This is a genomic window from Microbacterium sp. LWH11-1.2, from assembly GCF_038397745.1.
GTDB lineage: Bacteria > Actinomycetota > Actinomycetes > Actinomycetales > Microbacteriaceae > Microbacterium.
This window is the reverse complement of record NZ_CP151636.1, coordinates 1,803,956-1,830,544: the sequence shown is the minus strand read 5'-3', so window position 1 is coordinate 1,830,544 and position 26,589 is coordinate 1,803,956. Positions and strand designations below refer to the sequence as shown.

The following is a 26,589-nucleotide window of genomic DNA, read 5'->3' as shown; positions in this document are numbered from 1 at the left end:
AGCGTTGCAGGTCGACCATCGGATCTAGAGTCCGGCCTGCGCCGACGTCAGCGTGGCGAGGAACGAGTCGATGTTCTGGTCTCCGTTGAACGCCGTGACGGCGTCCGCGTATACCCGGGCGAACTCGGCGGTGGTCACCTGTCCGTGTGCCAGGCTCGAGATCACTGCGGCCGTGGTGAAGGTCGCCGCCGTCTCCTGCTGGTACTCGGAGAGCGAGGAGGTGTCCGCCGTGGTGAGTGCCGGGATCGACCCCTTCTTCGCGGCGAACTCCGTCTGGACCTCAGGATCCATGAGCGTGGTCAGCCACAGCTTCGCGGCCTCGGCGTTCGGGATGTTGTTCGCAGGGATCGAGAACCCGTCGCCGACGTAGTCGAAGATGTCGGCCGAATCGGGGAACGACGCCCAGCCGAAGTCGGTGCCCGGCTCGAAACCGCCGTTGACGAGCTCACCGTAGGCCCAGTCGCCCATCAGGCTGACGGCGCAGTCGCCGGCCGCGACCTTCTTGGCAGCCTCGTCCCACGTCAGTGCCGAGTGATCGCTGTTCGCGAGAGACAGTGCCGTCTTATAGTCCTCCAGCGCCTGCTGCACCTCGGGCGAATCGAACGAGTACTCGTTCGTGAAGAGCTTCTTCCAGTTGTCCGCTCCGACGCGCGCCATGATGAACGACTCGAGCAGCTGGGCGGAGGCGAACACGTCCTTGTCTCCGAGACAGATTGCGGTCTTCCCGCTGTCGGCCACCTTCTGCATGTCGGCGAGGAAGTCGTCGACCGTGGTCGAGTCGTCGAGTGTCACCCCCGCCGACTCGAGGACGCTCGGACTCGTCCACAGCACGTTGCCACGGTGGACTCCGACCGGGACCGTATAGTACTTGCCGTCGACGGACTGCACCTCGGCGACATCCGCCGGAAGGTCGTCCGCCCACCCGTTCTCCTCCCACAGATCGCTGATGTCGGCGACCTGCCCTCCGTCGACGTAGCTCTTCAGCTCGCCGTCCGGGTGCAGCTGCCAAGCGTCCGGCGGGTCGTTCGCCTGGAGGCGAGCGGCGAGCGCCTGCTTGGCGTTCGCCCCTCCGCCGCCCGAGACCGCGGCATTCTCGACGGTGAGGCTGGAATCCGCCTCCTCGACGGCCTTCACGAGGACGTCGAGGGCGTCGGCTTCCGAACCCGAGGTCCACCACGAAGTGACCTCGAGGGCGTTGTCGGACCCGCTGGATCCGCCGGAGGTGTCGTTGGCGCCGCAACCGGCCAGTGCGGCCACGGCGAGGGAACCGACGCCCAGGGCGGCGACGGTGCGAGACAAGCGTGCTGTGTTCATGGCTCTTCCTTGAGTTGATCGCTTGACGTCAGCGCGTATACGCCCGAGGGCGGCGTCCACGATGACGCTGAGGGTGGTGCGTGAGTGTGGTGCGTGAGGGTGGTGCTGCTCGTGCGTGGTACAGGTCCCGGGACCGACCGCTCCCGGTCGGGGAGTCGGTCGGCCCTCGGATCTCGGGTGCACCCGAGGGTGCACGAACGGATGGGTGGCCGGTGGGTGAAGAGGTCGTCGAGGTCGAGGCCTCACGGACGAGGCAGCGCGGCCGACCGCTCGACCGGGCGAGCTTTCCTCGTGATTCCGAGGCCTCTGGCGCCGATCTGATTCAGGTGGTCCTCCTGGAATCGGTTGGCCCACTCGACCTCGTAGTCCTCCTTGGGGAAGTCCGCCGGGCTCTCGCCGCGACGGAACCGCTCCGCGACGTCCTTCGCGTAGGCGGCGTTCTTCGCGCACATCGGGGCTGCCGGGATGTAGATGACGTTGCCCCAGCCCTCCTGGTTCTCGACCGCTGCGACGCCGTGGATCATGTCCGAGTGCCACCACACCGAGTCGCCGGGCTGGACGGTGGGGATTCCCGCGCGGGCACGCATCAGCAGCGGATGCCACTGATCGCTGATGGCGAGCGCCTTGCCGTTCTGGGCGCCGGCCAGCTCGTCTTCGGGCACATCGTCGAGGAGGGCGCGGACGAGGATGTACGCCATCGCCTCAGGGATCGGCACGACCCAGAGCACGCCCTGGTCGTGTGCCATCTCCGACATGGCGAGCCAGCCCTGGAAGCTCCGGAAGACGCTGCACATGGTGGACGACGGGTATTCGTCGACCTCGGTGCGGAACGCGGCGTCCCACGGGTCGTACGAATCGAAGTCCCCGTGGAAGATCGATTCGAAGACCTGCTGATATGCCGGCGTCAGCCAGCGCTCGACCGATCCCGAGTCGGTGTGGGCGCCGAGTCCGTTCGAGCTCGTTCCCGGAGGACGACGACGGATCCGGTCGGGATACATGGAATCCTGGTCGGGATCGAACCACGTCACGCCACGGGACTCGCTCTTCCACATCCTGTTGAGGAAGCTCTGCACCTTCGCGGTGTGCTCGTGCTGGCGAGCCTCCATCTGCGCCGTCGACCAGTAGATCGGATAGATCTCAGGTTTGGACGCGTCGAGATTGCCGAAGAAGTCGTCTCCGGGGCCGCGATACTTCGACATGAAGTCGTTGCTGTCGACGTACTCGACCAGCGACCGGTCCCACTCGGTGGCCTGCTCGGGCGAGACCTGTCCGCGAACCACCGCACAGCCACGACGGTGGATGAGGTCGATAGTCTCCTGCGGCACGGTGCCGGCCTCGATGTCGGCGTACTGCACGATGGGCCATACATCCTCGCCCCGCTCGCGCGTCTGCTCGATCTCGATGACTCGGGGTTCGATCGCCGCCTCGATGCGGGCGAAGAGGCCGGCGACGTCGCCGATCTGCTCCCGAAGCATCTTCTTCACTGCGCGAACCGCGGAAGGGAAGTCTTCCGGCGGTGTCGCCCAACTTGTCTGCTCAGTCATGAAATGCTCTTCCTACTAGTGGTCGAGGTATTCAGTAAACTACGATTACTGAATCATGCTGGATACGATAGGAGAGGTTTGTGTCGGAGTCAAGCGGCAATCGGAGCACTCGCCGACCTCGCCTCACGCCGCCTCGCCCCGAGGTGCTCGCATCGATGACCGATCAGCATGTGCTCGCACTCCTCGGTGACGCCGAGTCTCCGATGTCGCGCGCTGAGGTCGCCGAAGCGACGGGCCTGTCGAAGCCGGCCGTCTCGGCCGCCGCGGCCAGGCTCAGCGAGCGCGGCGTGCTCCACGAGGTGGGAGTGCGCGAGGGCCGGCGTGGTGGCGTCGCCACGCTGTTCGAGCTGAATCCGGACCATGGCCGCTCTCTCGCCGTCGTCATCCAGAACGACCGGATCACGGTTCAGGCGCGCGATCTCCGTGGCCGGATCCGTGCCCGCACCGAGGCCGCCGTCACCCCGGGAACCGACTCCCGCAGCATCGTGTCCACGACGAATCAGCTCATCGACGACGCGACCGAGATCTTCGACGCCCCCCTGCTCGCGGCGGCGGTCTCCATCGCCGACCCCGTCGACAAGAACTCCGGCGATCCGGTGGTGCTGTCGCGGTCGGTCTTCCCCGCTGCAGCGATCCAGCCCGCTTCCGAGCTCGCCATCGGAGACGCGGCCAGTGTGGTCGTCGACAACGACGTGAACTGGGCCACGCTCGGCGAGTTCCGCGAGGGCGAGCTCCGCGGATACGAGAACTTCGTCTACGTGTACTTCGGGCAGGGCCTCGGTGCCGGGCTCCTGCTCAACGGCCACCTCTTCCGCGGGCACCGCGGTCTCGCCGGAGAGATCGGCTACCTGCGTGACGGCACCGTCACGGGAGGCGACATCACCGAACAGCTCGCCGCGCTCGGCCTCGGCACCGCCGACGTGTACGGAATCGACCTCGAGCGAGCGCACGACGTGCTGTCCCGAGCCCCGCTCGTCGCCGCCGCCCGCGAGAGCGCGGACGTGCTGGCTCTCGCGATCGCGAATCTGTCGATCGTGGTCAACCCCCGCGCCATCGCGTTCGGCGGTCCCCTGAGCGTATTCCCCGCCTTCACCGCGGTCCTCGAAGAGCGCCTCGCCGCACTCAGCATCGACCCACCGCGATTCGTCACCAGCGAAGCGACGCCTCTTCTCGGCGCGAGCCTCGAAGCCCATCGGCTGGCACTCGACGAGGCCGGCATACCCCCAGCCCAACGGAGGGCCGAACAATGACACGCCACTCGCTTCCGCGCATTCTGGACGAATCCCCCGCCTGGGTGCAGGAACTCGATCTCTCGCTTCCCATCACCGCTCAGTACCTGATCACCGGCAACGTGCACGACGTGCACCCGGCCCCGACGTCCGAGGGTTTCGTCGACGCCATCGACCTGGTCCGCGAGATCCTCGTCGCGAACGACTACGACCTCGTCTATCGCTTCGACTCGCTCGAGGGCATCTGGCTGGACCACGCGGCCGACGGCGTCGTGAGCAACGACTTCTTCCCCGACTCGCACCTGAACCGCGCGACCGTCGGCGCCGTCTCGAAACTCGCCGACCTCCTGCTGCGATCGGCCGGGCAGACCCATCAGCGCGTCGCACTGGTCGTCGAATCGGGTTCCACGATCTGGAACGACCGCGACAACGTGGAAGCGAGCCGTCTCATGCTCGCCAGCCGACGACTCGCGATCCACGACGTCAACAGGGTTCCCGGAGGCGAACGCACCGTCCCGGGAGGGAACACGATCATCTGGATCGCCGATGCCGAGAGCGACGCACCGGAGTGGCTGAGGCATTCCGACAGCACCCGGATCCTCCGCATTCCCGTTCCCTCTCTCGGCGCCCGCCGCTCGGCTTCTGCACGACTCCTCACCCCCATGGCCCCCGACGGCACGACCGCGCTCGACAGCGCGATCTCGTCGTTCGCGGAGACGACGCAGGGCCTCACGATCCGGGCGATGCGCAGCATCGCGGTGCTCGCACACGATCAGGCGACCGGACTCGACCGCATCGAGGAGGCCGTGCGCAGCTACCTCGCCGGTGTCGTCGACAGCCCCTGGCAGGACCCGCAGCTCCTGGAGCGCATCCGACACGCAGACACGATCATCGGGCGTCGGGTGCTCGGCCAGCCGCGCGCCGTGAGGCGAGCATTGGACATCCTGCTCCGGTCTGCGCTCGGCCTGACCGGTGCGCACCAGGGAGGCGGACGAGCCCGACCTCAGGGCATCCTCTTCTTCGCCGGGCCGACCGGAGTCGGGAAGACCGAGCTCGCGAAGACGCTGGCCGAGGTGCTCTTCGGCGCGGAGGATGCGTACATCCGCTTCGACATGAGCGAGTTCTCGGCAGAGCACAGCGAAGCTCGACTCATCGGGGCACCTCCCGGCTACATCGGGCACCGTGACGGCGGCGAACTGACGAACGCCGTGCGCGAGCGCCCGTTCGCGGTGCTCCTGTTCGATGAGATCGAGAAGGCGCACCCGCGGATCCTCGACAAGTTCCTGCAGATCCTCGATGACGGGCGCCTCACCGACGGCAGCGGCGAGACCGTCTACTTCAGCGAATCCGTGATCATCTTCACATCCAATCTCGGGGCCAGCGCCGCGCTGCACGACGCCGTCGCCTCCGAGCAGACGGAGAGCGGATCCACGGCGGCGGCGAAGATCCTCGAGACCATCCAACGCCACTTCACCGACGAGCTCGAGCGACCCGAACTCCTCAGCCGCATGGGCGACAACATCATCGTGTTCGACTCGATCACCCCCGAGGTGGGGCTCGAGCTCGTCGGCAAGTACATCGACGCCGTCGCCGAGACGGTGCAGATCCGGCTGGGCGCGCATCTCGAGATCGGCGAGAGCGTGCGGCAGACCCTCGAGCAGTACGCGCTGACGAAGCTGGCCTTCGGCGGTCGCGGGATCGGGAACGCCATCGAGACGGCCCTGGTGAATCCGCTCGCGCGCTCACTCGCGGATGTCGCGCGGGGAGAGGTCGTCCGGGTCTCGAATGCCACGATGTCGAACGACGGATGGCAGCTCACCGTCCGGATCTCACGGCGCTAGGTCCGACCGGCGACGCCTGCCGCAGCTAATTAAAGACATGAAATGGATCGACGCGCGCAATGGAGACGTCGACGGGGTCGCGAATGCGCTCATGGGGATGCGAGGCAACGACCGCCTGCTGGCGATGCAGACCACCCTGGACGAGATGGGCATTCAGATGGAGTACTTCCCCGGCTATGGAGTCTTGCTAGCGTGCCCGCGTTGCGGTGCACCCGTCGACAAACTCAAAGGGCGGAGCCAGGTGGACGAGGTTCGAGACGACACCTATGCGGGAGCACGTTGCTCCGAGTGCGGATGGAATGACGGCGGCGAGATCTAGTCGCGTTTCAGGACGATAACGCATCCGTTCTCATCAGGATGTTTTCTTCAGGTCTCCGACCGCCGTCAGAGACGCGCAACCTCGACTGCCAAACACCCCGCATCAACTCCGCGAAAACACGACTAGAGACATCAGAAAGCGCATCTGAACAAGCGGATTGACCGACGCTGGCATCCCGCAACAACTCCTGATGGCCCCTTCCCGAAAATCGTGAGATTTCAGCCGTGACCGTCCGGTGACGCACTACGGCCTTTGACTTGAAGCACGCGGTGTCACTAGCGGCAGACGTTGCGATGGCCCCAACTGCCGCCGAGTGGATCATCGACTACAACCACGATTCGGCTCGCGTTACCGCTGCGTTACCGTTGTGCGCGGTGCCGGAATGACGAAGGCCCCGCTTCCCAGTGTTTCCAAGGGAGTCGGGGCCTTCGTGGTGGCGGTGACGGTGGGATTTGAACCCACGGTAGGGGGTTACCCTACACAACTTTTCGAGAGTTGCACCTTCGGCCGCTCGGACACGTCACCGCGGAATAGCTTACGCGAGACCGGCCCGCCGCGCGAATCCGCGAGTCGACCGGATGCTCACCAGGCCGCGGCGACCTCGGCGTGGGTCCGCAGGATGCCCTCGGTCGAACCGGCCGGAGCCCGCCCGATGCCGCACTCGGTCGCGACGCCGAACTCGGGCGCGAAGCGCAGAGCCGCGGCGATCCGCCGCGCCGCCCCCTCGGCCCCGTCCTCTCGGTGCACGAGCCCCAGGTACAGCTCCGAGACCGGGACCAAAGACGCGAGCGGCGCGAAGTACCCCTCGTCGTCACGGGCGATCGGCACGGGCAGGTGCAGCCACGTGATCTCCCGAGCGGATGCCGCCACCACGGCGCTCGCATAGCGGACGAGGTTCGCGGCATCCGTCGGCTCCACGAAGTGCTTCTCCCCCGCGTCGCCGTAGCAGAGGTGCACGCCCACCTCGACGCCTGCCGGCACGGCGTCGATCAGCGCGGCCAGTCTCGACACGAGTCCGTCGAACGGGTCTCCCGGCCACCACGCCTCCATGAGCGCTCCGTATCCGGACGCCCGCTCGATGATGCCCATCTCGCTCGCGACGTCCCACTGCACAGCGAGGTCGTCGTGCGGGATGGCGGCGAGGATCTCGTCGAGCTCGCGCAGGATCGCTGCCGTGTACACCGGCTCGATCGCCGCGCGGTCGTCGCCGTGGAAGAACGACGAGATCACGGCGAGCGGCGTCGGGAGCGAGACCTGGAAGCGGATGCCGGCGGGCACGGCGCCGTCCTCGCGCAGCCGCACGAAGGTCGCGTACGACTCGATCGCGGCCGAGGCGTAGCCGAGCGGCGGAAGCTCGATCGCGGCGGCATCCGCTCCCTCCGCGATGCGCAGACCCCGGGCGTCGATGCCGGCAGGGAAGGGGATCGGCTGGTCGCCGACGCGCTCGATGCCGTCGGCCTGTCCGATCACGTCGGGCTGGAACATGATCCAGTGGAACCGCTTCCCGACCTCGCCGTCGGGAAGGCGTCGCAGGTGCGATCCGAGCATCGCAGCCGCCGTGCGCATCGTCGTCTCGGCGTCGTCGTAGTTCACGCTGCCCACGAGGAGCGCTCCCTGCGGCTGAGTCATCCCTCCAGAATATCGGCGTGCAGTCGGCGAGCGTAGTGATCACTCGGCGAGCGTCGCCGCCAGGTGAGCAGCGCCGACGCATCCGGGTTGATCCAGCTCTGCCTGCACGAAGACCACGGGCGCGCCCATCGGATCGGGTTCCGCGAAGGCCTCCCGCAGCGCTGGCGCGAAGTCGTCGAAGTTGGCGCTGACGCCGCCGCCGAACACGATCGTGTCGGGCGCGTATGCGCGCGTGACGTTGCGAACTCCACGGGCGAGCACCTGACCGTAGTCGTCCCAGCGGATGCGACCTTCGGTGATCCAGTACTTCGGGATGCTGCTGCCGCTGCACAGCTCCTCCCAGCATCCGACCTGGCCGCAGTAGCAGCGGTCGACTCTTTCCAGCGAGCCGTTGCCGATCAGCAAGTGGCCACCTTCGGGATGGAAGGCCGCGGCTCCCCGCAGCGCACCGGTCGCCCGCGACACCACGGCGACCCCGATCCCGGTGCCGAGCGTGACCATGGCCATGACCTCGGCCTCGCGGCCCGCGCCGTGGGCGAACTCCCCGAACGCCGCGCCCATCGCGTCGTTCTCCACCACGACGGGTCGGCCGAGTGCGGTCTCGACCTCGTCGACCCACGATGTTCCTGACCAGTCCGGCAAGGTGTGGGAGTTGTGCACGATCCGCGTCCGCACGTCGACCGGGCCTGTGATCGCCATTCCGACAGCGGCGACATCCTCATCCATCGCCACCTCACGGATCAACGCGAGCATCGCCTCGGCCGGCCGCTCGCCCGGACCCAGCGTTGCAGGACGCACGACCGTGCGGACCTCCGCAGCATCGTCGAACAGCGCGGCGCGGATGTTCGTCCCGCCGACGTCGACGCCGATGACTCTCACTTCCCCGTTCCTGCCGTCAATCCGCTGACGATGTGCTTCTGCGCGAAGATCGCGAAGATGATCACCGGAGCCATGGCCAGCAGCGACGCCGCGGCCAGCTGGTCCCATTGGATCGAAGCGTAGCCCTTGTATGCGGCGATCGCGATGGGCACGGTCGGGTTGTTCAGCGTCAGCGAGAGGGCGAGGGTGACCTCGTTCCAGACCGTCACGGCGATGAGCACCGCGGTCGTCGCGATCCCCGGACGCACGATCGGAAGGTACACCCGCGTGAGGGTGACGAACCGGGACGCGCCGTCGATGCTGGCGGCCTCGGCGAGTTCGGCGGGCACCTCTTCGAAGAAGCGCAGCAGCAGCCACATCGCGAGCGGCACCATGAACACCTGGTACGCGAGCGCCAGACCGAACGCGGTGTCGTAGAGACCGATGTTCTGCAGCAGCGCGAACATCGGGATCGCGATCAGGAAGTCGGGCAGCAGGTAGGCCAGCAGCAACCAGACCACGAGTCCCGACTTCCTCCGCACGCGGAACCTCACCAGTGCGTAGGCCGCGGGTACCGTCACGAGCAGCGAGAGCACGACGGTGAGCGCGACGACGATCACGCTCATCACCATCGAGCCGACGAAGTCGCTGTTCTCCCACACGGCGGCGAATGCCTCGAACGAGGGAGCGGCGAAGAAGGTCGGTCCGCTCCCGGACGCGGTGTTCTGCGTCGCGAGATTGAGCGTCCAGACGAAGGGGAAGATCGTGGCGATCACGGCCATGGCGACGAAGACGCCGCGCATGATCCTGCCGGAGAGACTAGAGCGCACGGCGTCCTGCCTTTCGGATGAGACCGACGACCGCGAGCACCACGACGATCAGCAGCGTGTACGTGATCATCATGGTCATGCTCTCGCTCATCTTGAACTCGCGGAACGCGGTGCGGTAGGCGAGCATCTGGGTGAAGTCGGTGGACTGGGCAGGGCCCCCGTTCGTGGTGCCGAACGCGAGGGCGAAGACCTTGAGGCAGTCGACGGTGCGGATGGCCGCGACCGTGAGGATGATCGGCACCATCATCGGCAGCGTGAGGAACCGGAAGCGCTGGATCGCATTCGCGCCGTCGACGTGCGATGCCTCGAACGGCTCCTTCGGCAACCCGGCGAGCCCGGCGCTCAGGATGATGAAGACGAATCCGGTCTGCCACCAGGTGTCGATCCCCGCCAGCGCCGGCAGCGCGGTGGTCGCCGAGCCCAGAAGGTCGACACCCGGGAGTCCGACCTTTCCGAGCAGGAACGGGATGACGCCGAGCGTCGGGTCCAGCATCACCTTCCAGACGAGTGCGACGACCATGCCCGAGACCATCAGCGGGAGGATGAAGACCGTGCGCAGCCAGCCCAGGCCGCGCGTCATCGACTGCACGGCCATCGCGATCGCCAATCCGAGCACGATCTCGAACGCCACCGCGAGCAGGGTGAAGAGCGCGGTGCGGAACAGCGACGCCCAGAACTCCCCGTCACCCAGCAGGGCGATGTAGTTGTCGAGCCCCACGAAGTCGAAGCGCGATCCCCAGTTCCAGTTGAACAGGCTGAGGGAGAGCGAGTAGACGATCGGCACGATCGAGGTCATTCCCAGCAGGACGATCATCGGTACCAGGTAGAGCGACGCTCCCCTGCCGGATGCCGGCCGTCGGGGTGCCTCGCGTCGGGGCGCAGCCCCGGGGCGCAAGCCGCCCCGGGTGCTGTCGGCCGTGACGAGGAGCTCGGTGGAGGTCATTCGAGCGCCGATTTCATCTGCTCGTTCGCGCGCTCGAAGGTCTGCTCCGGATCGTCGCCGTTCGCGACCGCCAGGATGCCGTCGACGATCACCAGCATGCCCGGCTTCCAGTTGGCACGGAGCACCGCCGTCGTTCGGGCGGTCGCGGCGACATCCGTCGTCACGTCGATGAACTCCGGATTCAGGGATTCCAGATACGCGGCGTCGGATGCCGAGGACTGACGCGGCGCACCACCCGTGTACGCACCGAGCTTCGCGGTCATCTCCTTGTTCGTCGCCCACTGCAGGAACATCCAGCTGGCGCCCTTGTTCTCGGCGTTCTTCGCCATCGCGAGCCCCCAGGACCACACGCCGGCACTTCCCTCGACATCGCCGGCAGGAATCGCCGCGTAGCCGACCTCGCCGCTCACGGTCGAGGTCTCCGGGTCTTCGAACCCGGGACCGAACACGCTCGCGTCGATGAAGAAGGCGGCCTTCCCCTGCGCGAAGAGGCTGGTGGCGTCCGGCCAGTCGAGGTTGAAGCGGTTGCTCGGGCCGGCGGCGATGAGGGAGGCGTAGTCCGAGAGCCCCTTCACGATCGAGGGATCCGTGAGCCGCGGGTCGTCCCACGACCCGTCGAACCAGACGTTGAACGGCGCCTCGATCTCGCGATCGAGCGGCCACTGGTTCAGCACCATGCCGGTGATCGTGTCGCGAAGCCCGTCCGAGCGCACGCCGCGGACCACGGAGCCGAAGACTTCGCCGTCGCCTTCCGCGGTGATCTTCTCCGCCGCGGCGATGAGGTCGTCCATCGTCTCCGGAACCACTCCGCCGAGGTACTCGTCGACGATCTGCTTGTTGTAGAAGAGGATGTACGACTCGGTCGCGATCGGAACCTCGTAGACCTGCGCATCCGCGTCACCGGCCGGGAATCGCCCCGGATCCACGAGGCCCGAGGGGAAGTCGTCGAAGTCGTATTCCTCGCTCGTCAGCGACGAGTTCTCGAGGTACGGCGTCAGCGGCTCGATCAGGTCGGCGTCGTACTGCGTGGCGGCGAAGTCGTCCATCGGCAGCATGTAGACGCCCGGGGCCGAGCCGGACCGGACTGCCTGCTCGACCTTGGCGGTGTAGAGATCCTCGGAGTAGGTGTTGAGGGAGACCTCGATCCCGGTCAGCTCCTCGAACTCCGCGAGGTGCTCCTTGATGCCGGTGGTCCAGGGATGCTCGTTCAGCATCACCGAGATCTCCTGGCCGTCGTAGCGCTTCCAGTCGAACTCTCCGGAGGCATCGGCGACATCGTCGGATCCGGAACCCCCTCCCATCCCCGCGCTGCAGCCGGTGGCGGCGAGAGCGAGTCCGGTGAGGGCTGCGACGGCCTGCAGTGCCCGTCGCCTGTTGGCTGGATACAGCCTGGTGCGTGCGTTCATCGGTGAACTCCTGTTCGGGTCGGGTCGGGTCGGGTCGGGTCGGTGCGGAGTGGATCAGTCAGCGTGCGCGACGGCAGCCGGGGAGATGCCCAGTGCCGCGGCAGCGACGCGGGCGCCGATCATCGCGGTGGGGAGGTTGATGTTGCCGCGCGTGATCGTCGGCATGACCGAGGCGTCGGCGACGAGGAGCCCCGAGACGCCGTGCACCTGACCCGCGCCGTCGACGACGGCCTGAGGGTCGGATGCCGCGCCCATCTTGCAGCTGCCTGCCGGGTGGCAGTAGTTGACGATGCGGTCGAGCGGATCGGTGCCGTCGGTCACTTCCTCGCCCAGCACATCGGCGAGCCCCTCGTGCTCCGCCATCGCGCGCAGCAGGTCGCGCGCCTCGGCGAGCACCTTCCGGTCGTAGCCGTCGGGATCGGTGCCGTAGCGGTGGTCGATGACCGGGTTGACGACGTCGAGGTCGGCCCCGAGGGTGACCACGCCCTCGGATCTGGCGCGCATCGCTCCTCCGTACAGCGAGATGGGCGGCAGACCAGGGTGGCCGCTGTTCTCGCCGGCGACCATGAAGACGTGGATGTCGTAGGGGCCGTCATCGCAGACGCTCGACCGGAAGCGACCGACGGTCTGCTCGTCCGGGTGGAACGGCAGCGCGCGCAGTTCGTCGACGAGCCCCTCGCGTCCGGCGAAGTTCAGCTGCACGCACGAGTGGTCCAGCAGGTGCTTGCCGACGCCGGGGAGGTCGACGACGGTCTCGATGCCGAGGTCGGCGAGCTCCTCGCGCGGCCCGATCCCGGAGCGGAGGAGCAGCGCCGGCGAATGGTACGCGCCGGCGGCGAGCACGACGCGCTTCGCGGTGACCAGCATCCGCTCTCCGTCGACGACGAGCCACGCACCGGTGACCGCGCCGTCCTCGACCACGATCTGCTCGGCCTGCACGCCATCCGCGATCTGCAGGCGGGGGCGCGACCTCACCGCGTCGAGGAAGGCGAAGGCGCCGTTCCACCGGACGCCGTCGACGATGTTGACCGGCATCGGGCCGATCCCCTCGCCCGCGGCGATGTCGTCGAGGTCGTAGTCGAGCGGGAGCCCCGCGGCGATGCCCGCCTCGACGAACGCCCGCTGTGGAGGGGTCAGCTCCTCCATCGTGGTGTGGCTCACCCGGAAGCGATCGCGCACCCACTCGAGCAGCGGCACGACCTCATCGGCGCTCCAGCGCGTGTCATCGGCGAGCCGAGCCCACTCGTCGTACTCGAACGCGGCTCCGATCGAAGCGGTGCATCCGTTGTGGGCGGAGCAGCCGCCGAGGATGCGGGCGCGCGGCAGGTCGATGGCCGGTCGACCGTCGGTCGATGCGGTGTGGAGGTCGTAGTCGTGGGACAGCGGGATGATCAGTGCGTCCAGCATGTCGGCGGGCCACCGCTCATCGGCGAAGGCGCCGTAGTCCGGCCCTGCCTCGACGAGGAGGATCGACTCATCGGAGTGCTGGGCGAGAACTCCGGTGAACGCCGTGCCGCCGGTGCCTCCGCCGATCACGAGGGTGTCGACGGTCGTGGGGAGGATGCGGGAAGCCATCGTCACACCACCGTCGTGATCTTGCTGCCGAACAGGAACTCTCCCGGGACGACGCCGTTGGCCCTGGCCAGATCCACCGCGAGGAGCTGCACGACGACCGAGTCGACCATGAGGGCCGTGAGCCCGTCGCCGCGCTCGACCTCGATGGTCACGGCGCCCGGAACGGAGTCGTCGCCGACCAAGACGACGCGCGACCCGCTCGCCACGAGGTCTTCCGCGAGTCGGCGCAGGCTCGCGTCCGGCTCGGCGGCGCTCGAGCCGAACAGCACGACGGTAAGCCCATCGCCGGCGAGCTCGAACGGCCCGTGGCGGAACTGCCCGCCGATGTATCCCTCGGCGGCGACCTTGGATGATTCCTTCGTGATCAGCGCGGAGTAGAGGGCCGTGGCCGCGTGGTCGCCCCAGCCGACGAAGGCGAGACGACGTCGGGGGTGACCGGCGACGGATGCCGCCAGCTCGGCCGTGTCGACGCGGGAGATCGCCGCGGCGACGAGCTCGGCGGCAAGGAGCAGCTCCGCGCGCACGGCGAGCTGATCCTCGCCGAGCGCTGCCGCCGAGAACAGGCGGTGCACGCCGAGGGTGTTCAGGTAGCTCTTGGTGCTCACGGTGGCCTCTGGTCCGCTGTGCAGCGGGAGGAAGGTGTCGGAGCTCTGCGCGAGCACGCTGTCGGCGGCGTCCGCGATCCCGATCGCCTGATCGAAGCTCACGGCACCCGAGGCCCGACGATCGAGCAGCTCGGCGACCTCGCCGCTGGCGCCCGACTGCGAGGTGGCGACGAGGGTGGTTCCGACGCCGAGGAGGCCGGGAGCATCGAGCAGCTGCCCGGCGTCGACGTTCCACGCCGGGCGACCGGCGGCGACGAGCCGACGCCACGTGGGGATGCCGGCGAAGTGGGACGATCCCATGCCCGTGAGGACGATGCGCTGCTCGGGGCGCTCGACGGCACCGAGCACCTGGGCCGGCAGCGCCGCGGAGGCGGCAAGACGACGCAGCGCCTCGGGCTGTTCCTGGATGTCGTCTTCGAAGGGCGTGCGATCCGCCATGGGGAACTCTTTTCGCTCGAACTGTGTGAACGTCTCGCGTTCAAACACTTGTAATGTTTGAATGATCATAAGTTGTGATCGTTTCGATCGTCAAGAGGGGCACACAACTTTCGTTCGAACTTTTCGAGACGTCCGTGGACGAGAATGGGGGCATGGTGAACGCAAAGGACCTCCGCCATCAGGAGATCATCGCGATGCTCAAGGAGACGGGTTCCCTCTCGGTCGCGGATCTCGGCTCGCGCATCGGCGTCACGGAGATCACGATCCGGCGCGACCTCGAGGCGCTGGAGAACGCGGGGGCGGTCAAGCGCTACCACGGGGGCGCCCAGCTTGCGATCGGCAGCAGCTACGAGCCCCCGATCGCGGTGCGCGAGCAGACGCACGCCGCCGACAAGAAGGCGATCGCCGCACGGGTGGCGAGCCTGATCGACGACGGGACCACGATCGTGCTCGACGGCGGCACGACCGGCATCGCCATCGCGCAGGCCCTGACGGATCGGCAGGTGACCGTGTGCCCGCTCTCGCTCCGCGTCGCGTGGGAGTTCGCCTCCTCCACGTCCGTGAGGTTGCTGATGCCGCCGGGCGTGGTACGCGCGGGCGAGCTCAGCATCAGCGGCTCGGAGAGCGTGGAATACCTGCTGGCGCACCGGTTCGACCTCTACGTGATGACAGCCAGCGGGTTCTCGCTCGACCACGGCTTCTCGGAGTGGAACGTCGAGGACGCCGCCGTGAAACGCACCGCCAGGGCGTCGTCGCAGCGGACGATCGCGGCGATCGACGCCAGCAAGTTCGGGACGACCTGCTTCGTCTCGCTCTGCGCGATCGATGCGCCGGACGTCGTCGTCACCTCAGAGCTGCCGCCTGCCGACCTCGCGACTCTCACCGCCGCAGCGCGCGATGTCGTGATCGCCTGAGAACGGGATCCCCCGCCGGTTTTCCCCGGCGCACCCTCCGACGCCAGGGCCCCTCCCGAGTTAGGATGTCCTAAGCACCCCGAGGGAAGGATGCGACCGATGGGCTTCATCACGTCCGACGCGTTGGCCGAGACCGGCTACGTCGTCCTCGACGATCACCCCGCCGACATCGACTCCGCCGAGTGGCGCGATCTCGAGTACGTGCGCTGGCGCTCCTCGGGCATCACGCGCTTCGCTCCGCTCACCAGCTACGCCGGCGACGTCGACTGCAACGGCTTCTGGAACCACACGCCGCCCCGCACCGACAAGGACGGCGTCTGGATCGCATCCCAGGTCGCGACGGCGCCGACGCTGCAGCAGCGGGCGCTCGAGCCGGGGGCCGGCATCGGGCGGTGCCGGGTGATCGAATTGCAGCCCAACGAGTACGCCGACGCGATCTACAACCTGCACCAGGACGACAACAACCGCCTCAACGACGACGGAACCGGCTGGGTCGTGCGCGGGTTCTTCAACCTCACCGACGACACGGAATCGATGCTGATCCTCCGCTCCGACCGGTTCGATCCGGCCACCGAGGTGCGGCTGCCCCTGCGAGCCGGTTCGCGCATCATCGTCGACACGCAGCGGTTCTGGCACGCGGTCTGGCATCGCGGAACCGCACCGCGCTACGCGCTGATCACCTCATGGACGAGCGGCCCCGAGCTCGACGCGTACATCGCGGCGCACCACGGCGACCCGCGCCCCGCGACCGTCGAGCTCGACCCGCAGTTCGTCGACGACGCCCAGGTCGAGCTGCACCGCCGCATCGAGGAACGCCGCAAGGCCTTCGAGGCGCAGGGCATCGTGATGGAGCCTCCGACGCCGCTGCACCGCTGAGCGATTCGAGGTCTCAGATCGTCCGGCCGCCCTCGAGCCGGATGACGCGATCGACCGTCCCCGCCGGCGGCGCGACGTGCGAGATCAGCAGCACGGACTGCTCGCCCGCCGCACCCAGCAGGTCGCGCAGCAGAGCGTCGGAGGCATCCGGATCGACGCCCGCTGTCGGCTCGTCGAGCACGAGCACCGGGAAGCCGCGGAGCAGCGCCCGCGCGAGAGCGATGCGCTGGGCCTGCCCGCCCGACACGAGAGCGCCGCGGTCGCCGACTCTGGCGTCGAGACCGCCGCGCTCCTGCATCCACTCCCCCAGGCCGACCCGTTCCAGCACGTCGAGCAGCTCCTCGTCGGTCGCGGTGTCGCGCGCGAACAGGAGGTTCTGGCGGATGTCCTCGTCGAACAGCTGCGGACTCTGCTCACACAGGCCGATGGTCCGGCGCAGCGCCGGACCCGACATCGCCGCGGCATCCCGATCATCGATCAGGTACTCGCCCTCGGCGCGGAGGAAACCCACGAGCACCGCGGCGAGAGAGCTCTTTCCCGCTCCGCTCGGGCCCGCGACCAGCACGCGCTCGCCAGGCCGCAGGTCGAGGTCGACGCCACGCAGCGCCGCCGCGCCACCCGGCCAGTTCGCGCGCACGCCCCGCAGCCGCAGCGTCGGAGCCTCGACGACCTCGGCATCGTCGCCGTCGTCCGCCCGCAACTCATCCGGCATCCGCTCCGGGAGCACGTCGACGATGCGTTCAGCGCTCGACCGCACGCTCCGCCAGGATGCCGCGGCGATCGGCACCGCTCCGAAGATCTCGAACACGACCATCGGCACCAGCACCGCGACCGCCAGCCACGGCCCGTCGATGACTCCGCTCGCGAGACCGGGGGCAGCTGCGGCGAGCGCCCACACCGACGCCGCGCCGGCGACGGCCGACACCACCCCGGCAGCGATCGCCTGCGCGAGCGAGGCGCGGGCGACCAGCCGGCGGAGGGCGGCGTCCGCCTCGGCGATCCGCGCACGTGCCTGCTCCTCGGCCCCGTAGGCCAGGAGCACATCGAGGCTGCCGAAGTAGTCGACGAGCGCGGCGGAGAGGTCGGCCCGTCGGGCGGACACGAGCGCCTCGGCACGCGAGCCGAAAACCCAGCCCAGGCCGACCGATGCGGCAGCGGCGACCATCAGGCAGGCGGCAAGGGTCAGCGCGGCCGGCGGGGAGACGAACGCGAGGAAGCCGACGGCCCCGACCGCGACGAGGCCTGCGACCGCGAGCGGCTGCACCACGCGGAGCGGCAGGTTCTGCAGGTTCTCCACGTCGTCGACGAGGGCCGCGAGCACCCGTCCGCGGTCGGTCGATCCGAGCCCCGCCGGCGACAGCGGGATGAGCCGGCGCACCATGTCGGCGCGCGTGGTCGCGAGCTGCCGCAGGGCGGCGTCGTGCCCGCTCAGCCGCTCGAGGTACCGGGTCACGGCGCGGGACACGGCGAAGAACCGCACCCCGACCACGGCGATCGACAGCGGCACGAGCGAGTCGACGATCGACGCGCTCACGATGAGCCAGCCGCTCACCGCCAGCAGGCTGACGGCGGCGCCCGCCGAGAGCACACCCCAGATCAGGCCCGGGAGGAACCGTCCGATCGGCGGCTGCGCGAGACGGAGGATGCCGCGCACACGCTCGGCGCGCGTGAGAGAGGTCATGCGCTCACCCCCAGGGCGACGACCTGATCGGCGATGTCCCGCGCCGATCGGCGGTGCGAGACGAGCAGGATCGTCGCCCCGGCATCCGCCCGGTCCCGGAGAGACCGCCACAGCCGCTCCTCCGTGTCGGGGTCGAGCGCGCTCGAGGGTTCGTCGAGCGCGAGCACCCGGGTGGGATCCGCTGCATGCCGGTACAGCGCGCGGGCGACGGCGACGCGCTGCGCCTGTCCGCCCGACAGCCCGCTGCCCTGCACGCCGAGCATCCGCTCCGCATCGAGCGCGTCCGCGCAGGCGGCGTCCAGCGCAGAGCGGATGCCGCCGGCATCGGGCTCCGGGTCGCCGAGAGCCACGTTCTCGGCGACGGTCCCCTGCAGCAGACCCGGCTTCTGCCCGGCCCAGGCCAGCCATACAGCGGGTGAGAGGTCGCGCACATCCCTCCCCGCGAAACCGGCGCTGCCCTCGTACTCCGCCGCACCCCGCAGGGCCGCGAGCAGGCTCGACTTTCCCGCGCCACTGGGCCCTTCGATCAGAGTGATGGTGCCCGGTTCGGCCGTGAAGGAGACCGGCGGCAGGTCACGGACGCGGAGGTCGGAGACCACGAGAGCCTCAGCCGCCGGAGGGACCCCGCCGGCGGTTTGCAGGTCGAATTCACGGATGCAGGCAGCATCCGCGGCGTTTCGACCTGCATCCGTGATCTGGACCTGCAAAGTGACGCGGTCCCGGGTCCGCGCCCCGGCCTGGTCGAGCACGTCGAACACGTCTTCCGTCGCCGCCACCCCCTCGGCCGCGGCGTGGAACTGCACCCCGACCTGGCGGATCGGCAGGAACGCCTCGGGCGCGAGCAGCAGCACGAACAGCCCGACCTCGAGCGAGAGGTCACCGGACAGCAGCCGGAACCCGACGGCCACTGCGATCAGCGCCACCGCGAGCGAGGCGAGCAGCTCCATCGCGAAGCCCGAGAGGAACGAGAACCGCAGCACCTTCATCGTCTCGCGCCGGTACTCGTCGGCGGTGACCTCGATGCGGTCGGCCGCACGCCGGTCGCGTCCGAACAGCCGCAGCGTCGAGAGGCCCTGCACCGTGTCGGCGAACCGCGCCGCGAGCCGCTGCAGCGTCTGCCACTGCTTCTTCTGCACGGTGCGCGTCGCGATGCCGATGAGGATCAGGAACAGCGGGATCAGCGGAAGGGTGATGATCGCTGTCAGCCCGCTCGGCCAGTCCTGCCACCACATCACCGCGACGATCACGGGCGTCGCGATCACCGTGAGCACCAGCTGCGGGATGTACCGGGCGAAGTATGCGTCGAGGGCTTCCAGCCCGTGCCCCGCGGTCACCGCCAGTGCTGTCTGGTTCCGCTGCGCCAGCCACCCCGGTCCGAGCCGGCCGACCGCCGCGATGAGCGCCGACCGCAACTGCATCCCCGTCTTCGCGGCGGCGCGCGTCCCGGCGGCATCCGACGCGGCGATGAGGATGCCGCGCAGCAGCGCGGCCGCGAGCAGCCAGAACAGCGACGACGAGACATCCCGCCCCGCGAGCGCGCCGGTGACGGCATCCGTCAGCAGCCACGCGAACGCGACCGTCACGGCCGTCTGCACCACGCCGATCAGCGCGGATGCCGCGAGGAACCCCCTCGCGGCACCCGCGTACCGCAGCAGTCGCGGATCGACGGGTTTCATGGCTCGGTCGTTGAGCGAGCGAAGCGAGACGAAACGCCCCGCACGGAGGACTTGCTCATGCGTGTGCCGGAGCCGCCTCGATCGACGAGCGCGTGACGCGCTTGCGGAAGATCCAGTACGTCCAGGTCTGGTACGCGATGACCAGGGGAAGGGCGATCAGCGCGGTCCAGCTCATGATCTGCAGCGTATACGGCGTGCTCGAGGCGTTGGCGATCGTCAGGCTGTACGCGGGGTCGATCGTCGAGGGCATGACGAACGGGAAGAGGGCGAAGAACAGCATGACGACGGCGAACAGCACGGTCGCAGCTCCCGCGGTGAAGGCCCGGCCGTCGCGCCCGCGCAGCGAGAACAACACAGCGGCGATCAGCGAGACCGCGGCGAGCGCGCCCGCGACGACGACCAGCCAGAGCAGCGGCGCCTCGCGTCCCGCGGCGATCCCGATCGTCCAGAGCACGGTGCCTGCTGCCACGAGGATCGTCGGCACGGCCGCGATCTTCGCCAGGCGCCGCGCGTCGTCGTGCACCTGTCCGTCGGTCTTCAGCGCCACGAACAGCACGCCGTGCAGGAAGAACACCAGCAGCGTCGTGAGGCCCACGAGCAGGGAGTACGGGTTGAGCAGGGCGAAGAACCCGCCGACGTAGATGTGGTCCGCGTCGATCGCGACTCCCTGCACGATGTTGCCGAAGGCGACGCCCCAGAGGAAGGCGGGCACGGCCGAGCCGATCACGATCATCCGGTCGAAGCCGCGCTTCCACGCCGCGCTCTCGCGCTGGTGCCGGTACTCGAACGAGACCCCGCGCAGGATGAGCGCGAGCAGGATCAGCAGCAGCGGCAGATAGAAGCCGCTGAACAGGGTCGCGTACCACTCCGGGAACGACGCGAACAGGCAGGCGCCGGCGACGATGACCCAGGTCTCGTTGAGGTCCCAGATCGGGCCGATCGTGTTGATGACCTGTCGGCGCGACACGTCGTTCCGCCCGAGGAAGGGCAGCGACATCCCGACGCCGAAGTCGAAGCCGTCGAGCACGAAGTAGCCGACGAAGAGGAAGGCGACGATGAAGAACCAGAGCGTTGCGAGATCCATGATGCTCCTTCCTCTCAGTAGACGACCGACGGCAGCTGGGCCGTCTCGTCGTGGGGTTGCTCTTCGGTGTCAGGCCCCTTCTGCGCGGCCCGGATGATGAGGCGGATCTCGACCACGGCGAGGGCGGCGTAGATCGCGGTGAAGGCGATGAGCGAGATCAGCACCTCGACGCCGCTGACGCCCGGCGAGACGCCGTCCTGCGTGGTCATCAGACCGAACACGATCCAGGGCTGCCGGCCCATCTCGGTGAAGACCCAGCCCATGATGTTGGCGGCGAGAGCGAGCGGGAACGACCAGATCGCGAGCTTCCACATCCACTGCGTCGGAGGCTTCTTCGCGCTCTTGCGGGTGAGCCACAGGCCGATGACGGCGACGAGACCGGCGGCCATGCCCAGGCCGATCATCCAGCGGAACGCCCAGTACGTGACCCACAGGATGGGGGCGAACTCGGTCAGCCCGGTGTCGGCGAAGGTCTGGGAGTACTCGGCGTTCAGGTCGTTGATGCCGTGCACGCATTCGTCGAACGAGTGGGTCGACAGCAGGGAGAGCAGGTACGGCACGCGGATCGAGAACAGCTCGGAGCTCCCGTCCGGCGTGCCGAGCGTGAACAGGCTGAACGAGGCGTCGTAGCCGCAGACCGTGTTGAAGGTCGCCTCGGCCGCCGCCATCTTCATCGGCTGCGCCGCGTACATCGCGAGTCCGAGCTGGTCGCCCGTGAGCACGACGCCCGCGGTCGAGAAGATCATCGCCCACAGCCCGAACTTCAGCGAGATGCGCATGGTGTCGAAATGCTGGCCGCGGGCGAGGTGCCAGGCCGAGACCGAGATCACGACGCCGGCGGCGAACATGAGCGCACCGAAGATCGTGTGCGGGAAGGCCGCGAGCGCGACGGGGTTCGTGAGCAGCGCCCAGAAGTCGGTCAGCTCTGCGCGGTTCGTCTCGGGGTTGAAGACGTAGCCGACCGGGTTCTGCATGAAAGCGTTGGCGGCGATGATGAAGTACGCGGAGAGGATGCTGCCGATCGACACGCACCAGATGGTGGCGAGGTGCAGCTTCTGCGGGAGCTTGTCCCATCCGAAGATCCACAGGCCGATGAAGGTGGCCTCGAAGAAGAAGGCGAGCAGGCCCTCGAAGGCGAGCGGAGCTCCGAACACGTCGCCGACGAAGCGGGAGTAGTCCGACCAGTTCATGCCGAACTGGAACTCCTGCACGATGCCGGTGACGACGCCCATCGCGAAGTTGATCAGGAAGATCTTGCCGAAGAAGCGGGTCAGGTGCAGGTACTGGACCTTGCCGGTGCGCACCCACACGGTCTGGAAGATCGCGGCGACCAGCGCCATGCCGATCGTGAGGGGGACGAACAGGTAGTGGTAGACGGTCGTCAGCCCGAACTGCCATCGGGAGAGGACGAGCGGATCAAGCCATTCCATGCGCGACTCCTGTCGTGTCGGTCAGCGGCGCTCTGTCGGTCGGCGGCACTCTTTCGGTCAACTGCACCGTGCAGTCCGTCGGTCCGTCGGCCGCGCGCACGCAGTCGGCGACCAGCGGTCCGCCTGCTTCGTTGAGCACGCCCTGCATCAGCCCCAGGTGCACCTGGCAGAGCATCGGGCGGGCCTCGGGACGGCCGGTCGCGTGCGGGCACGGGCTGAGGTCGACCGTGAGCCGTACGTCGTCGACCACGGGCTCGAAGCCGCTCTCCTCCAGGTGCTCGACGAGCGCGTCGAGCTGGTAGGTGGCCTCCCTGCCCAGATCGGATGCCGGGGCGGGCAGCATCCGTCGCATCAGATCTCCGCGGCGCGCGGCGGCCTGCGCCTTGTCGCGGGCGACCGGGCTGGACGCGCCCGGCGCTCCGGTCGCGGCCCGGTAGAGCGTGCGCGGACGACCGCGGACGGTCCGGTGCTCGATCGTCGGGATCACGTACCCGCCTTCGATGAGACGCTGCAGGTGCTCGCGCACCGTGTTGGCGTGGAGCCCGGTGGCTTCGCACAGCTCGCCGATCGTGAGCTCGGCCGGTCCGTGCGCGCGACCGGCCTCGAAGAGCAGGTGCAGGAGCTGCACCCGCGAGTAGGTCGAGATCGGCCCGCAGACGGGCCCGCCGTTGCGCATGCCTCCATCATCCCAGCGGCGTCCGTCCCGATCGAGTGGTTCGGCCGTGAATAATGCCCGGTTCCGATAGGGATGTCGGATGCCGGCGATAGCCTGGCTGCATGGCCACCCGAAAACCCGCTCCCCCGGCGTACGTCTGCACGGAATGCGGGTGGACGACCGCGAAGTGGGTGGGCCGCTGCGGCGAGTGCCAGCAGTGGGGCACCGTGCAGGAGCAGGCCGCGCCCACCGGCATCCTGCGCCGGGTGACCGCGCTCGCGCCGACGGCAGAGCGCACCGCGCGACCTATCACGCAGATCACCACGCAGGATGCTCCTCGTCGCACGAGCGGCGTCGGCGAATTCGACCGCGTGCTCGGGGGCGGCATCGTCCCGGGTGCCGCGATCCTGCTCAGCGGAGAGCCGGGCGTCGGCAAGTCCACGCTGCTGCTCGAGGTGGCGGCGCAGGCCGCGCGGTCAGGACGCCGCGTGCTCTACGCGAGCGCCGAGGAGTCGCCGGGCCAGGTGCGACTGCGCGCCGAGCGCACCGGCGCCCTGCACGACGAGCTCTACCTCGCGAGCGAGACCGACCTCGCGACGATCCTCGGCCACATCGACGAGGTCAAGCCCGAGCTCGTGATCGTCGATTCGGTGCAGACGGTCTCGTCGTCGCTGACCGACGGTGCGGCCGGCCAGCCGAGCCAGGTGCGCGAGGTCGCCTCCACGCTCATCCGGGTCGCGAAGGACCGCGACCTGCCGATCATCATCGTCGGCCACGTCACGAAAGACGGCCAGGTCGCCGGCCCCCGGGTGCTCGAGCACCTGGTCGACGTCGTCTGCCACTTCGAGGGCGACCGGCAGACCGCGCTCCGCTTCATCCGCGCACTCAAGAACCGCTTCGGCCCGACCGACGAGGTCGGCTGCTTCGAGATGACCGGTGCCGGCATCGCCGAGGTGCCCGATCCGTCCGGGCTGTTCCTGTCGCAGTCGACGGCCGAGGGCACGTGCGTCGCGATCTCGCTCGAAGGGCGTCGAGCGCTCCCCGTCGAGGTGCAGGCGCTGACGGTGCCGTCGAACGCGCCGAATCCGCGGCGCATCGTGCACGGCGTCGACTCCTCGCGTGTGGCGATGGTGCTCGCGATCCTCGAGCGGCGCGCGAACATCAAGACGAGCGACCTCGACGTGTACGTGTCGACCGTCGGCGGCGTGCGGTTCACCGAGCCCGCCGCCGATCTCGCCATCGCCGTCGCGGTCGCCGGGTCCGTGCAGCGCACGTCGGTGCCGCGCACGGTCGCCGCCGTCGGCGAGTTGAGCCTCGCGGGCGAGATCCGCCCCGTCACGCAGGCCGCCCAGCGCCGCTCCGAGGCTGCGCGACTCGGCTACGAGCAGGTGGTCGACGATCGCTCGAAGACCCTGGTCGGCGCGCTGAAAGACATCAAGGCGCGCGATCGCTCTCCGCGCGACCAGCGCGACATCCCGCCGTTCTGACGCACCCGGGACCCTGAGCTCCCGGGACCCCTGACCTCGCGCGCCCTGGGTCCCTGAGCTTGTCGAAGGGCCCCCTCACGAGGCTTCGACAGGCTCAGCCACCCAGTAACCCTGACCTCGCGCGCCAGTAACCCTGAGCTCGCGCGCCCTCGGTCCCTGAGCTTGTCGAAGGGCCCCCTCACGAGGCCTCGACAGGCTCAGCCACCCTCAGCCGAGGAGCTACGCGTCGAGCGCCTTGAGCAGCTCGACCGGGTCGGCCTGCATGGGGTGGGGCCCGGCGATGTCGAGGAACACCGTGGTGATGGGGTGCGCGGCGAGGAACTTCCGCAGCCAGTCCGCGGTGTAGATGCCCACGCCCGGCGGCAGGTTGGCCGGCTTGTTCTTCGCGTCGCTGAACAGCAGCAGAGCCAGGTCGCCGGTCTTCGGGTCGCGGTACGTCCAGACCTCGCCGCTGTCGAGCGGGTTGTCCCTCGCGCCCGGCTTGATCAGAGGGACGATGGTGGTTCCGTGGCGGAGGGCCAGGGCGACCGCGGCGACGTCCTGCTTCTCGAGGGCCTGGGCCAGCGCATCGGATCGGAAGTCCTCCGGTGCGGGCTTGTTCTTCGAGGCCTTCGCCTTCTTCGCTGCCATGCACCCAGCCTATTCGCGGTCGACGGCGCAGAGCGCGGCATCCGACGCCGGCCGAGACCGACCGCGGAGACGATTGGGGCCCTCTCGAGTCCCACATTGGGGACTGGGGTACTCGAGAGGGCCCTCGGACTCTCGAAGCGGCGATGTCGAAGCGCTGGGGACGCTGTAGTTCGACGCCACTGGGGATGGCATGTGCCGCTGGTGCGGAGAGTCACCTAATGGTATCCCAGAGACGAGCCCGTGTCTGCACTCCGTGTAGAAAACCTCTGACGTCGAGGTATTCCGAATGCGCCACCCGGATCGACGAGCAATTTCGAAGTTCACGGGCGGGAATCGCTTCGAACCTCGGCGATCCGCCGCACGAGGAAGCGGCGCTCGGGATCGGACGGCGCGAGCTCGAGCGCGCGCTCGTAGTGCGGAAGTGCCTCAGCGGCGCATCCGGCGCGACGCAGCAGGTCGGCACGGGCGGCCGGCAGCAGGTGATAGCCGTCGAGACGCGCGTCGTCGAGTTCGTCGAGCAGGGCCATCCCGGCGAGCGGCCCCTCCGCGAGACCGACGGCGACAGCCCGATTCAGCTCTACGACCGGCGAGGGCGCCACGCGCGCGAGCCTGGCGTACAGCTCGGCCACGCGCGCGAAGTCGGTCGATTCGGCCGACGGGGCGGTCGCGTGATGCCGGGCGATCTCGGCCTGCAGCCGGTACGGCCCGGCCACGCCGTCGATGCGTCGGCGTGCGGACTCCGACGCTGCCAGCGCGGCCACGCCCTCGCCGATCATCGCGGCGTCCCACCGCGCGCGATCCTGGTCCTCCAGCAGGACCAGGTCGCCCTTCTCGTCGAGACGTGTCGCCGCGCGCGAGTGCTGGAACAGCATCAGTGCCAGCAGGGCGAGCACCTCCGGCTGCGGCGGCGCGTCCACGAGGAGAGTCGAGAGCAGCCGCGCGAGCCGGATCGCCTCCTCGGCCACGGGCACCCGCACGAGCGCGGATCCGCCCGCGTACCCCTCGGTGAAGAGCAGGTACAGGACGGCGAGCACGCCCTGCCCGCGCTCGGGCAGCGCCTCGGCAGACGGGACCCGGTACGGGATCCCGGCGTCGCGGATCCGGGCGCGCGCCCGCACCAGCCGCTTCTGCATCGTCGCCTCCGACACGAGGAACGCCCGCGCGATCTCGCCGACCTCGAGCCCGGCGACGGTGCGCAGGGTCAGCGCGACGCGCGCCTCCATGGGCAGCGCGGGGTGGCAGCACGTGAAGATCAGTCGCAGCCGATCGTCGTCGACCACCCCGAGAGCGTCGACATCCGGCGCGGAGCCGAGCGCCTGATCCTCCCGGTCGACAGCCGCCTCGATGGCCGCACGACCCGCGGTCCTGCGTTCGGACGCCGCGCGTCGGAGCATGTCGACGGCCGCATTCCGGGCGGCTGTGGTGAGCCAGGCGGCCGGGTTGTCGGGGATCCCCCGCGTCGGCCAGGCGGTCAGGGCGCGGGTCATCGCATCCTGCACGGCATCCTCGGCGAGCTCCCAATCTCCGGTGCGACGGATGAGCGACGCCACGATCCGCAGACGCTCGGCGGCGACCGTCGCGGCGAGCGCCTCGCGCACCGCGTCGGTCGCCGTCCGCTCGCTCAC

Annotated in this window: 22 protein-coding genes and 1 tRNA gene; 6 read left to right on the top strand and 17 right to left on the bottom strand. The window is 68.9% G+C overall.

Annotated features, from left to right (window positions below; all coding sequences use genetic code 11):
* Positions 1 to 24 precede the first annotated feature (24 nt).
* On the bottom strand, positions 25 to 1,314 hold the full coding sequence (locus MRBLWH11_RS08695; protein ID WP_341947564.1) for an ABC transporter substrate-binding protein: 1,290 nt from the start codon (positions 1,312 to 1,314) through the stop codon (positions 25 to 27).
* A gap of 242 nt (positions 1,315 to 1,556) precedes the next feature.
* On the bottom strand, positions 1,557 to 2,858 hold the full coding sequence (locus MRBLWH11_RS08690; protein ID WP_341947563.1) for a YbiU family protein: 1,302 nt from the start codon (positions 2,856 to 2,858) through the stop codon (positions 1,557 to 1,559).
* Positions 2,859 to 3,013: 155 nt separating this feature from the next.
* On the opposite strand from MRBLWH11_RS08690, the gene MRBLWH11_RS08685 reads away from it, so the two are divergent.
* The 3 genes from MRBLWH11_RS08685 to MRBLWH11_RS08675 are packed head-to-tail and all read left to right on the top strand — an operon-like array spanning position 3,014 to position 6,247.
* Positions 3,014 to 4,108: an ROK family transcriptional regulator gene (locus MRBLWH11_RS08685; RefSeq protein ID WP_341947562.1), complete on the top strand. Its 1,095-nt coding sequence runs from the start codon at positions 3,014 to 3,016 to the stop codon at positions 4,106 to 4,108.
* Positions 4,105 to 5,928, top strand: a complete 1,824-nt coding sequence (locus MRBLWH11_RS08680; RefSeq protein WP_341947561.1) for an AAA family ATPase — start codon at positions 4,105 to 4,107, stop codon at positions 5,926 to 5,928. Before MRBLWH11_RS08685 ends, MRBLWH11_RS08680 begins: the two co-directional genes overlap by 4 nt.
* A gap of 37 nt (positions 5,929 to 5,965) precedes the next feature.
* Entirely contained in the window at positions 5,966 to 6,247 is a 282-nt protein-coding gene (locus MRBLWH11_RS08675) for a hypothetical protein (RefSeq protein WP_341947560.1), read from the top strand.
* A gap of 434 nt (positions 6,248 to 6,681) precedes the next feature.
* Here MRBLWH11_RS08675 and MRBLWH11_RS08670 read toward each other — a convergent pair.
* The 8 genes from MRBLWH11_RS08670 to MRBLWH11_RS08635 all read right to left on the bottom strand — a co-directional run bounded on the left by MRBLWH11_RS08670 (position 6,682) and on the right by MRBLWH11_RS08635 (position 14,531).
* Positions 6,682 to 6,772: transfer RNA gene (locus tag MRBLWH11_RS08670), tRNA-Ser, on the bottom strand.
* A 57-nt stretch (positions 6,773 to 6,829) separates the two neighbouring features.
* Positions 6,830 to 7,876 (bottom strand): hypothetical protein, encoded by a 1,047-nt coding sequence (locus MRBLWH11_RS08665; protein WP_341947559.1) that lies wholly within the window; start codon positions 7,874 to 7,876, stop codon positions 6,830 to 6,832.
* A gap of 39 nt (positions 7,877 to 7,915) precedes the next feature.
* Entirely contained in the window at positions 7,916 to 8,755 is an 840-nt protein-coding gene (locus tag MRBLWH11_RS08660; RefSeq protein WP_341947558.1) for an ROK family protein, read from the bottom strand.
* Complete coding sequence (locus MRBLWH11_RS08655) at positions 8,752 to 9,564, bottom strand: carbohydrate ABC transporter permease (RefSeq protein ID WP_341947557.1); 813 nt, start codon at positions 9,562 to 9,564, stop codon at positions 8,752 to 8,754. The genes MRBLWH11_RS08660 and MRBLWH11_RS08655 overlap by 4 nt, the downstream gene beginning before the upstream one ends.
* Positions 9,554 to 10,507, bottom strand: a complete 954-nt coding sequence (locus MRBLWH11_RS08650; RefSeq protein WP_341947556.1) for a sugar ABC transporter permease — start codon at positions 10,505 to 10,507, stop codon at positions 9,554 to 9,556. The genes MRBLWH11_RS08655 and MRBLWH11_RS08650 overlap by 11 nt, the downstream gene beginning before the upstream one ends.
* Complete coding sequence (locus tag MRBLWH11_RS08645) at positions 10,504 to 11,913, bottom strand: extracellular solute-binding protein (protein WP_341947555.1); 1,410 nt, start codon at positions 11,911 to 11,913, stop codon at positions 10,504 to 10,506. The genes MRBLWH11_RS08650 and MRBLWH11_RS08645 overlap by 4 nt, the downstream gene beginning before the upstream one ends.
* A 54-nt stretch (positions 11,914 to 11,967) precedes the next feature.
* Positions 11,968 to 13,488: a GMC family oxidoreductase gene (locus tag MRBLWH11_RS08640; RefSeq protein ID WP_341947554.1), complete on the bottom strand. Its 1,521-nt coding sequence runs from the start codon at positions 13,486 to 13,488 to the stop codon at positions 11,968 to 11,970.
* A 2-nt stretch (positions 13,489 to 13,490) separates the two neighbouring features.
* Positions 13,491 to 14,531: an SIS domain-containing protein gene (locus tag MRBLWH11_RS08635; protein ID WP_341947553.1), complete on the bottom strand. Its 1,041-nt coding sequence runs from the start codon at positions 14,529 to 14,531 to the stop codon at positions 13,491 to 13,493.
* A gap of 152 nt (positions 14,532 to 14,683) precedes the next feature.
* Between MRBLWH11_RS08635 and MRBLWH11_RS08630 the strand changes: the two genes are divergently transcribed.
* Together MRBLWH11_RS08630 and MRBLWH11_RS08625 are read left to right on the top strand one after the other, a co-directional pair.
* Positions 14,684 to 15,445, top strand: coding sequence for a DeoR/GlpR family DNA-binding transcription regulator (locus MRBLWH11_RS08630; protein WP_341947552.1), 762 nt, complete (start codon positions 14,684 to 14,686; stop codon positions 15,443 to 15,445).
* Between the two features lie 99 nt (positions 15,446 to 15,544).
* Positions 15,545 to 16,321 carry a hypothetical protein gene (locus tag MRBLWH11_RS08625; protein WP_341947551.1) on the top strand — a complete coding sequence of 259 codons (777 nt, stop codon included), beginning with the start codon at positions 15,545 to 15,547 and terminating at the stop codon, positions 16,319 to 16,321.
* Between the two features lie 13 nt (positions 16,322 to 16,334).
* On the opposite strand, the gene cydC is transcribed toward MRBLWH11_RS08625, so the two are convergent.
* The 5 genes from cydC to MRBLWH11_RS08600 are packed head-to-tail and all read right to left on the bottom strand — an operon-like array spanning position 16,335 to position 22,868.
* Positions 16,335 to 18,002 carry a thiol reductant ABC exporter subunit CydC gene (gene cydC, locus MRBLWH11_RS08620; protein ID WP_341947550.1) on the bottom strand — a complete coding sequence of 556 codons (1,668 nt, stop codon included), beginning with the start codon at positions 18,000 to 18,002 and terminating at the stop codon, positions 16,335 to 16,337.
* Positions 17,999 to 19,678, bottom strand: coding sequence for a thiol reductant ABC exporter subunit CydD (gene cydD / locus MRBLWH11_RS08615; RefSeq protein ID WP_341947549.1), 1,680 nt, complete (start codon positions 19,676 to 19,678; stop codon positions 17,999 to 18,001). Before cydD ends, cydC begins: the two co-directional genes overlap by 4 nt.
* A 55-nt stretch (positions 19,679 to 19,733) precedes the next feature.
* On the bottom strand, positions 19,734 to 20,762 hold the full coding sequence (gene cydB, locus MRBLWH11_RS08610; RefSeq protein WP_116635475.1) for a cytochrome d ubiquinol oxidase subunit II: 1,029 nt from the start codon (positions 20,760 to 20,762) through the stop codon (positions 19,734 to 19,736).
* A 14-nt stretch (positions 20,763 to 20,776) separates the two neighbouring features.
* Positions 20,777 to 22,192, bottom strand: a complete 1,416-nt coding sequence (locus MRBLWH11_RS08605; RefSeq protein ID WP_116635474.1) for a cytochrome ubiquinol oxidase subunit I — start codon at positions 22,190 to 22,192, stop codon at positions 20,777 to 20,779.
* The gene (locus MRBLWH11_RS08600) at positions 22,179 to 22,868 is read right to left on the bottom strand and encodes a helix-turn-helix domain-containing protein (RefSeq protein WP_341947548.1); all 690 of its coding nucleotides are present in this window, start codon (positions 22,866 to 22,868) and stop codon (positions 22,179 to 22,181) included. The genes MRBLWH11_RS08605 and MRBLWH11_RS08600 overlap by 14 nt, the downstream gene beginning before the upstream one ends.
* Positions 22,869 to 22,969: 101 nt before the next feature.
* Here MRBLWH11_RS08600 and radA point away from each other — a divergent pair, with 101 nt between their 5' ends.
* Positions 22,970 to 24,334, top strand: coding sequence for a DNA repair protein RadA (gene radA, locus MRBLWH11_RS08595; RefSeq protein ID WP_116635472.1), 1,365 nt, complete (start codon positions 22,970 to 22,972; stop codon positions 24,332 to 24,334).
* Positions 24,335 to 24,553: 219 nt separating this feature from the next.
* Here radA and MRBLWH11_RS08590 read toward each other — a convergent pair whose 3' ends face one another.
* Complete coding sequence (locus MRBLWH11_RS08590) at positions 24,554 to 24,964, bottom strand: dehydrogenase (RefSeq protein WP_116635471.1); 411 nt, start codon at positions 24,962 to 24,964, stop codon at positions 24,554 to 24,556.
* Between the two features lie 320 nt (positions 24,965 to 25,284).
* Positions 25,285 to 26,589, bottom strand: a complete 1,305-nt coding sequence (locus MRBLWH11_RS08585; protein ID WP_341947547.1) for a sigma-70 family RNA polymerase sigma factor — start codon at positions 26,587 to 26,589, stop codon at positions 25,285 to 25,287.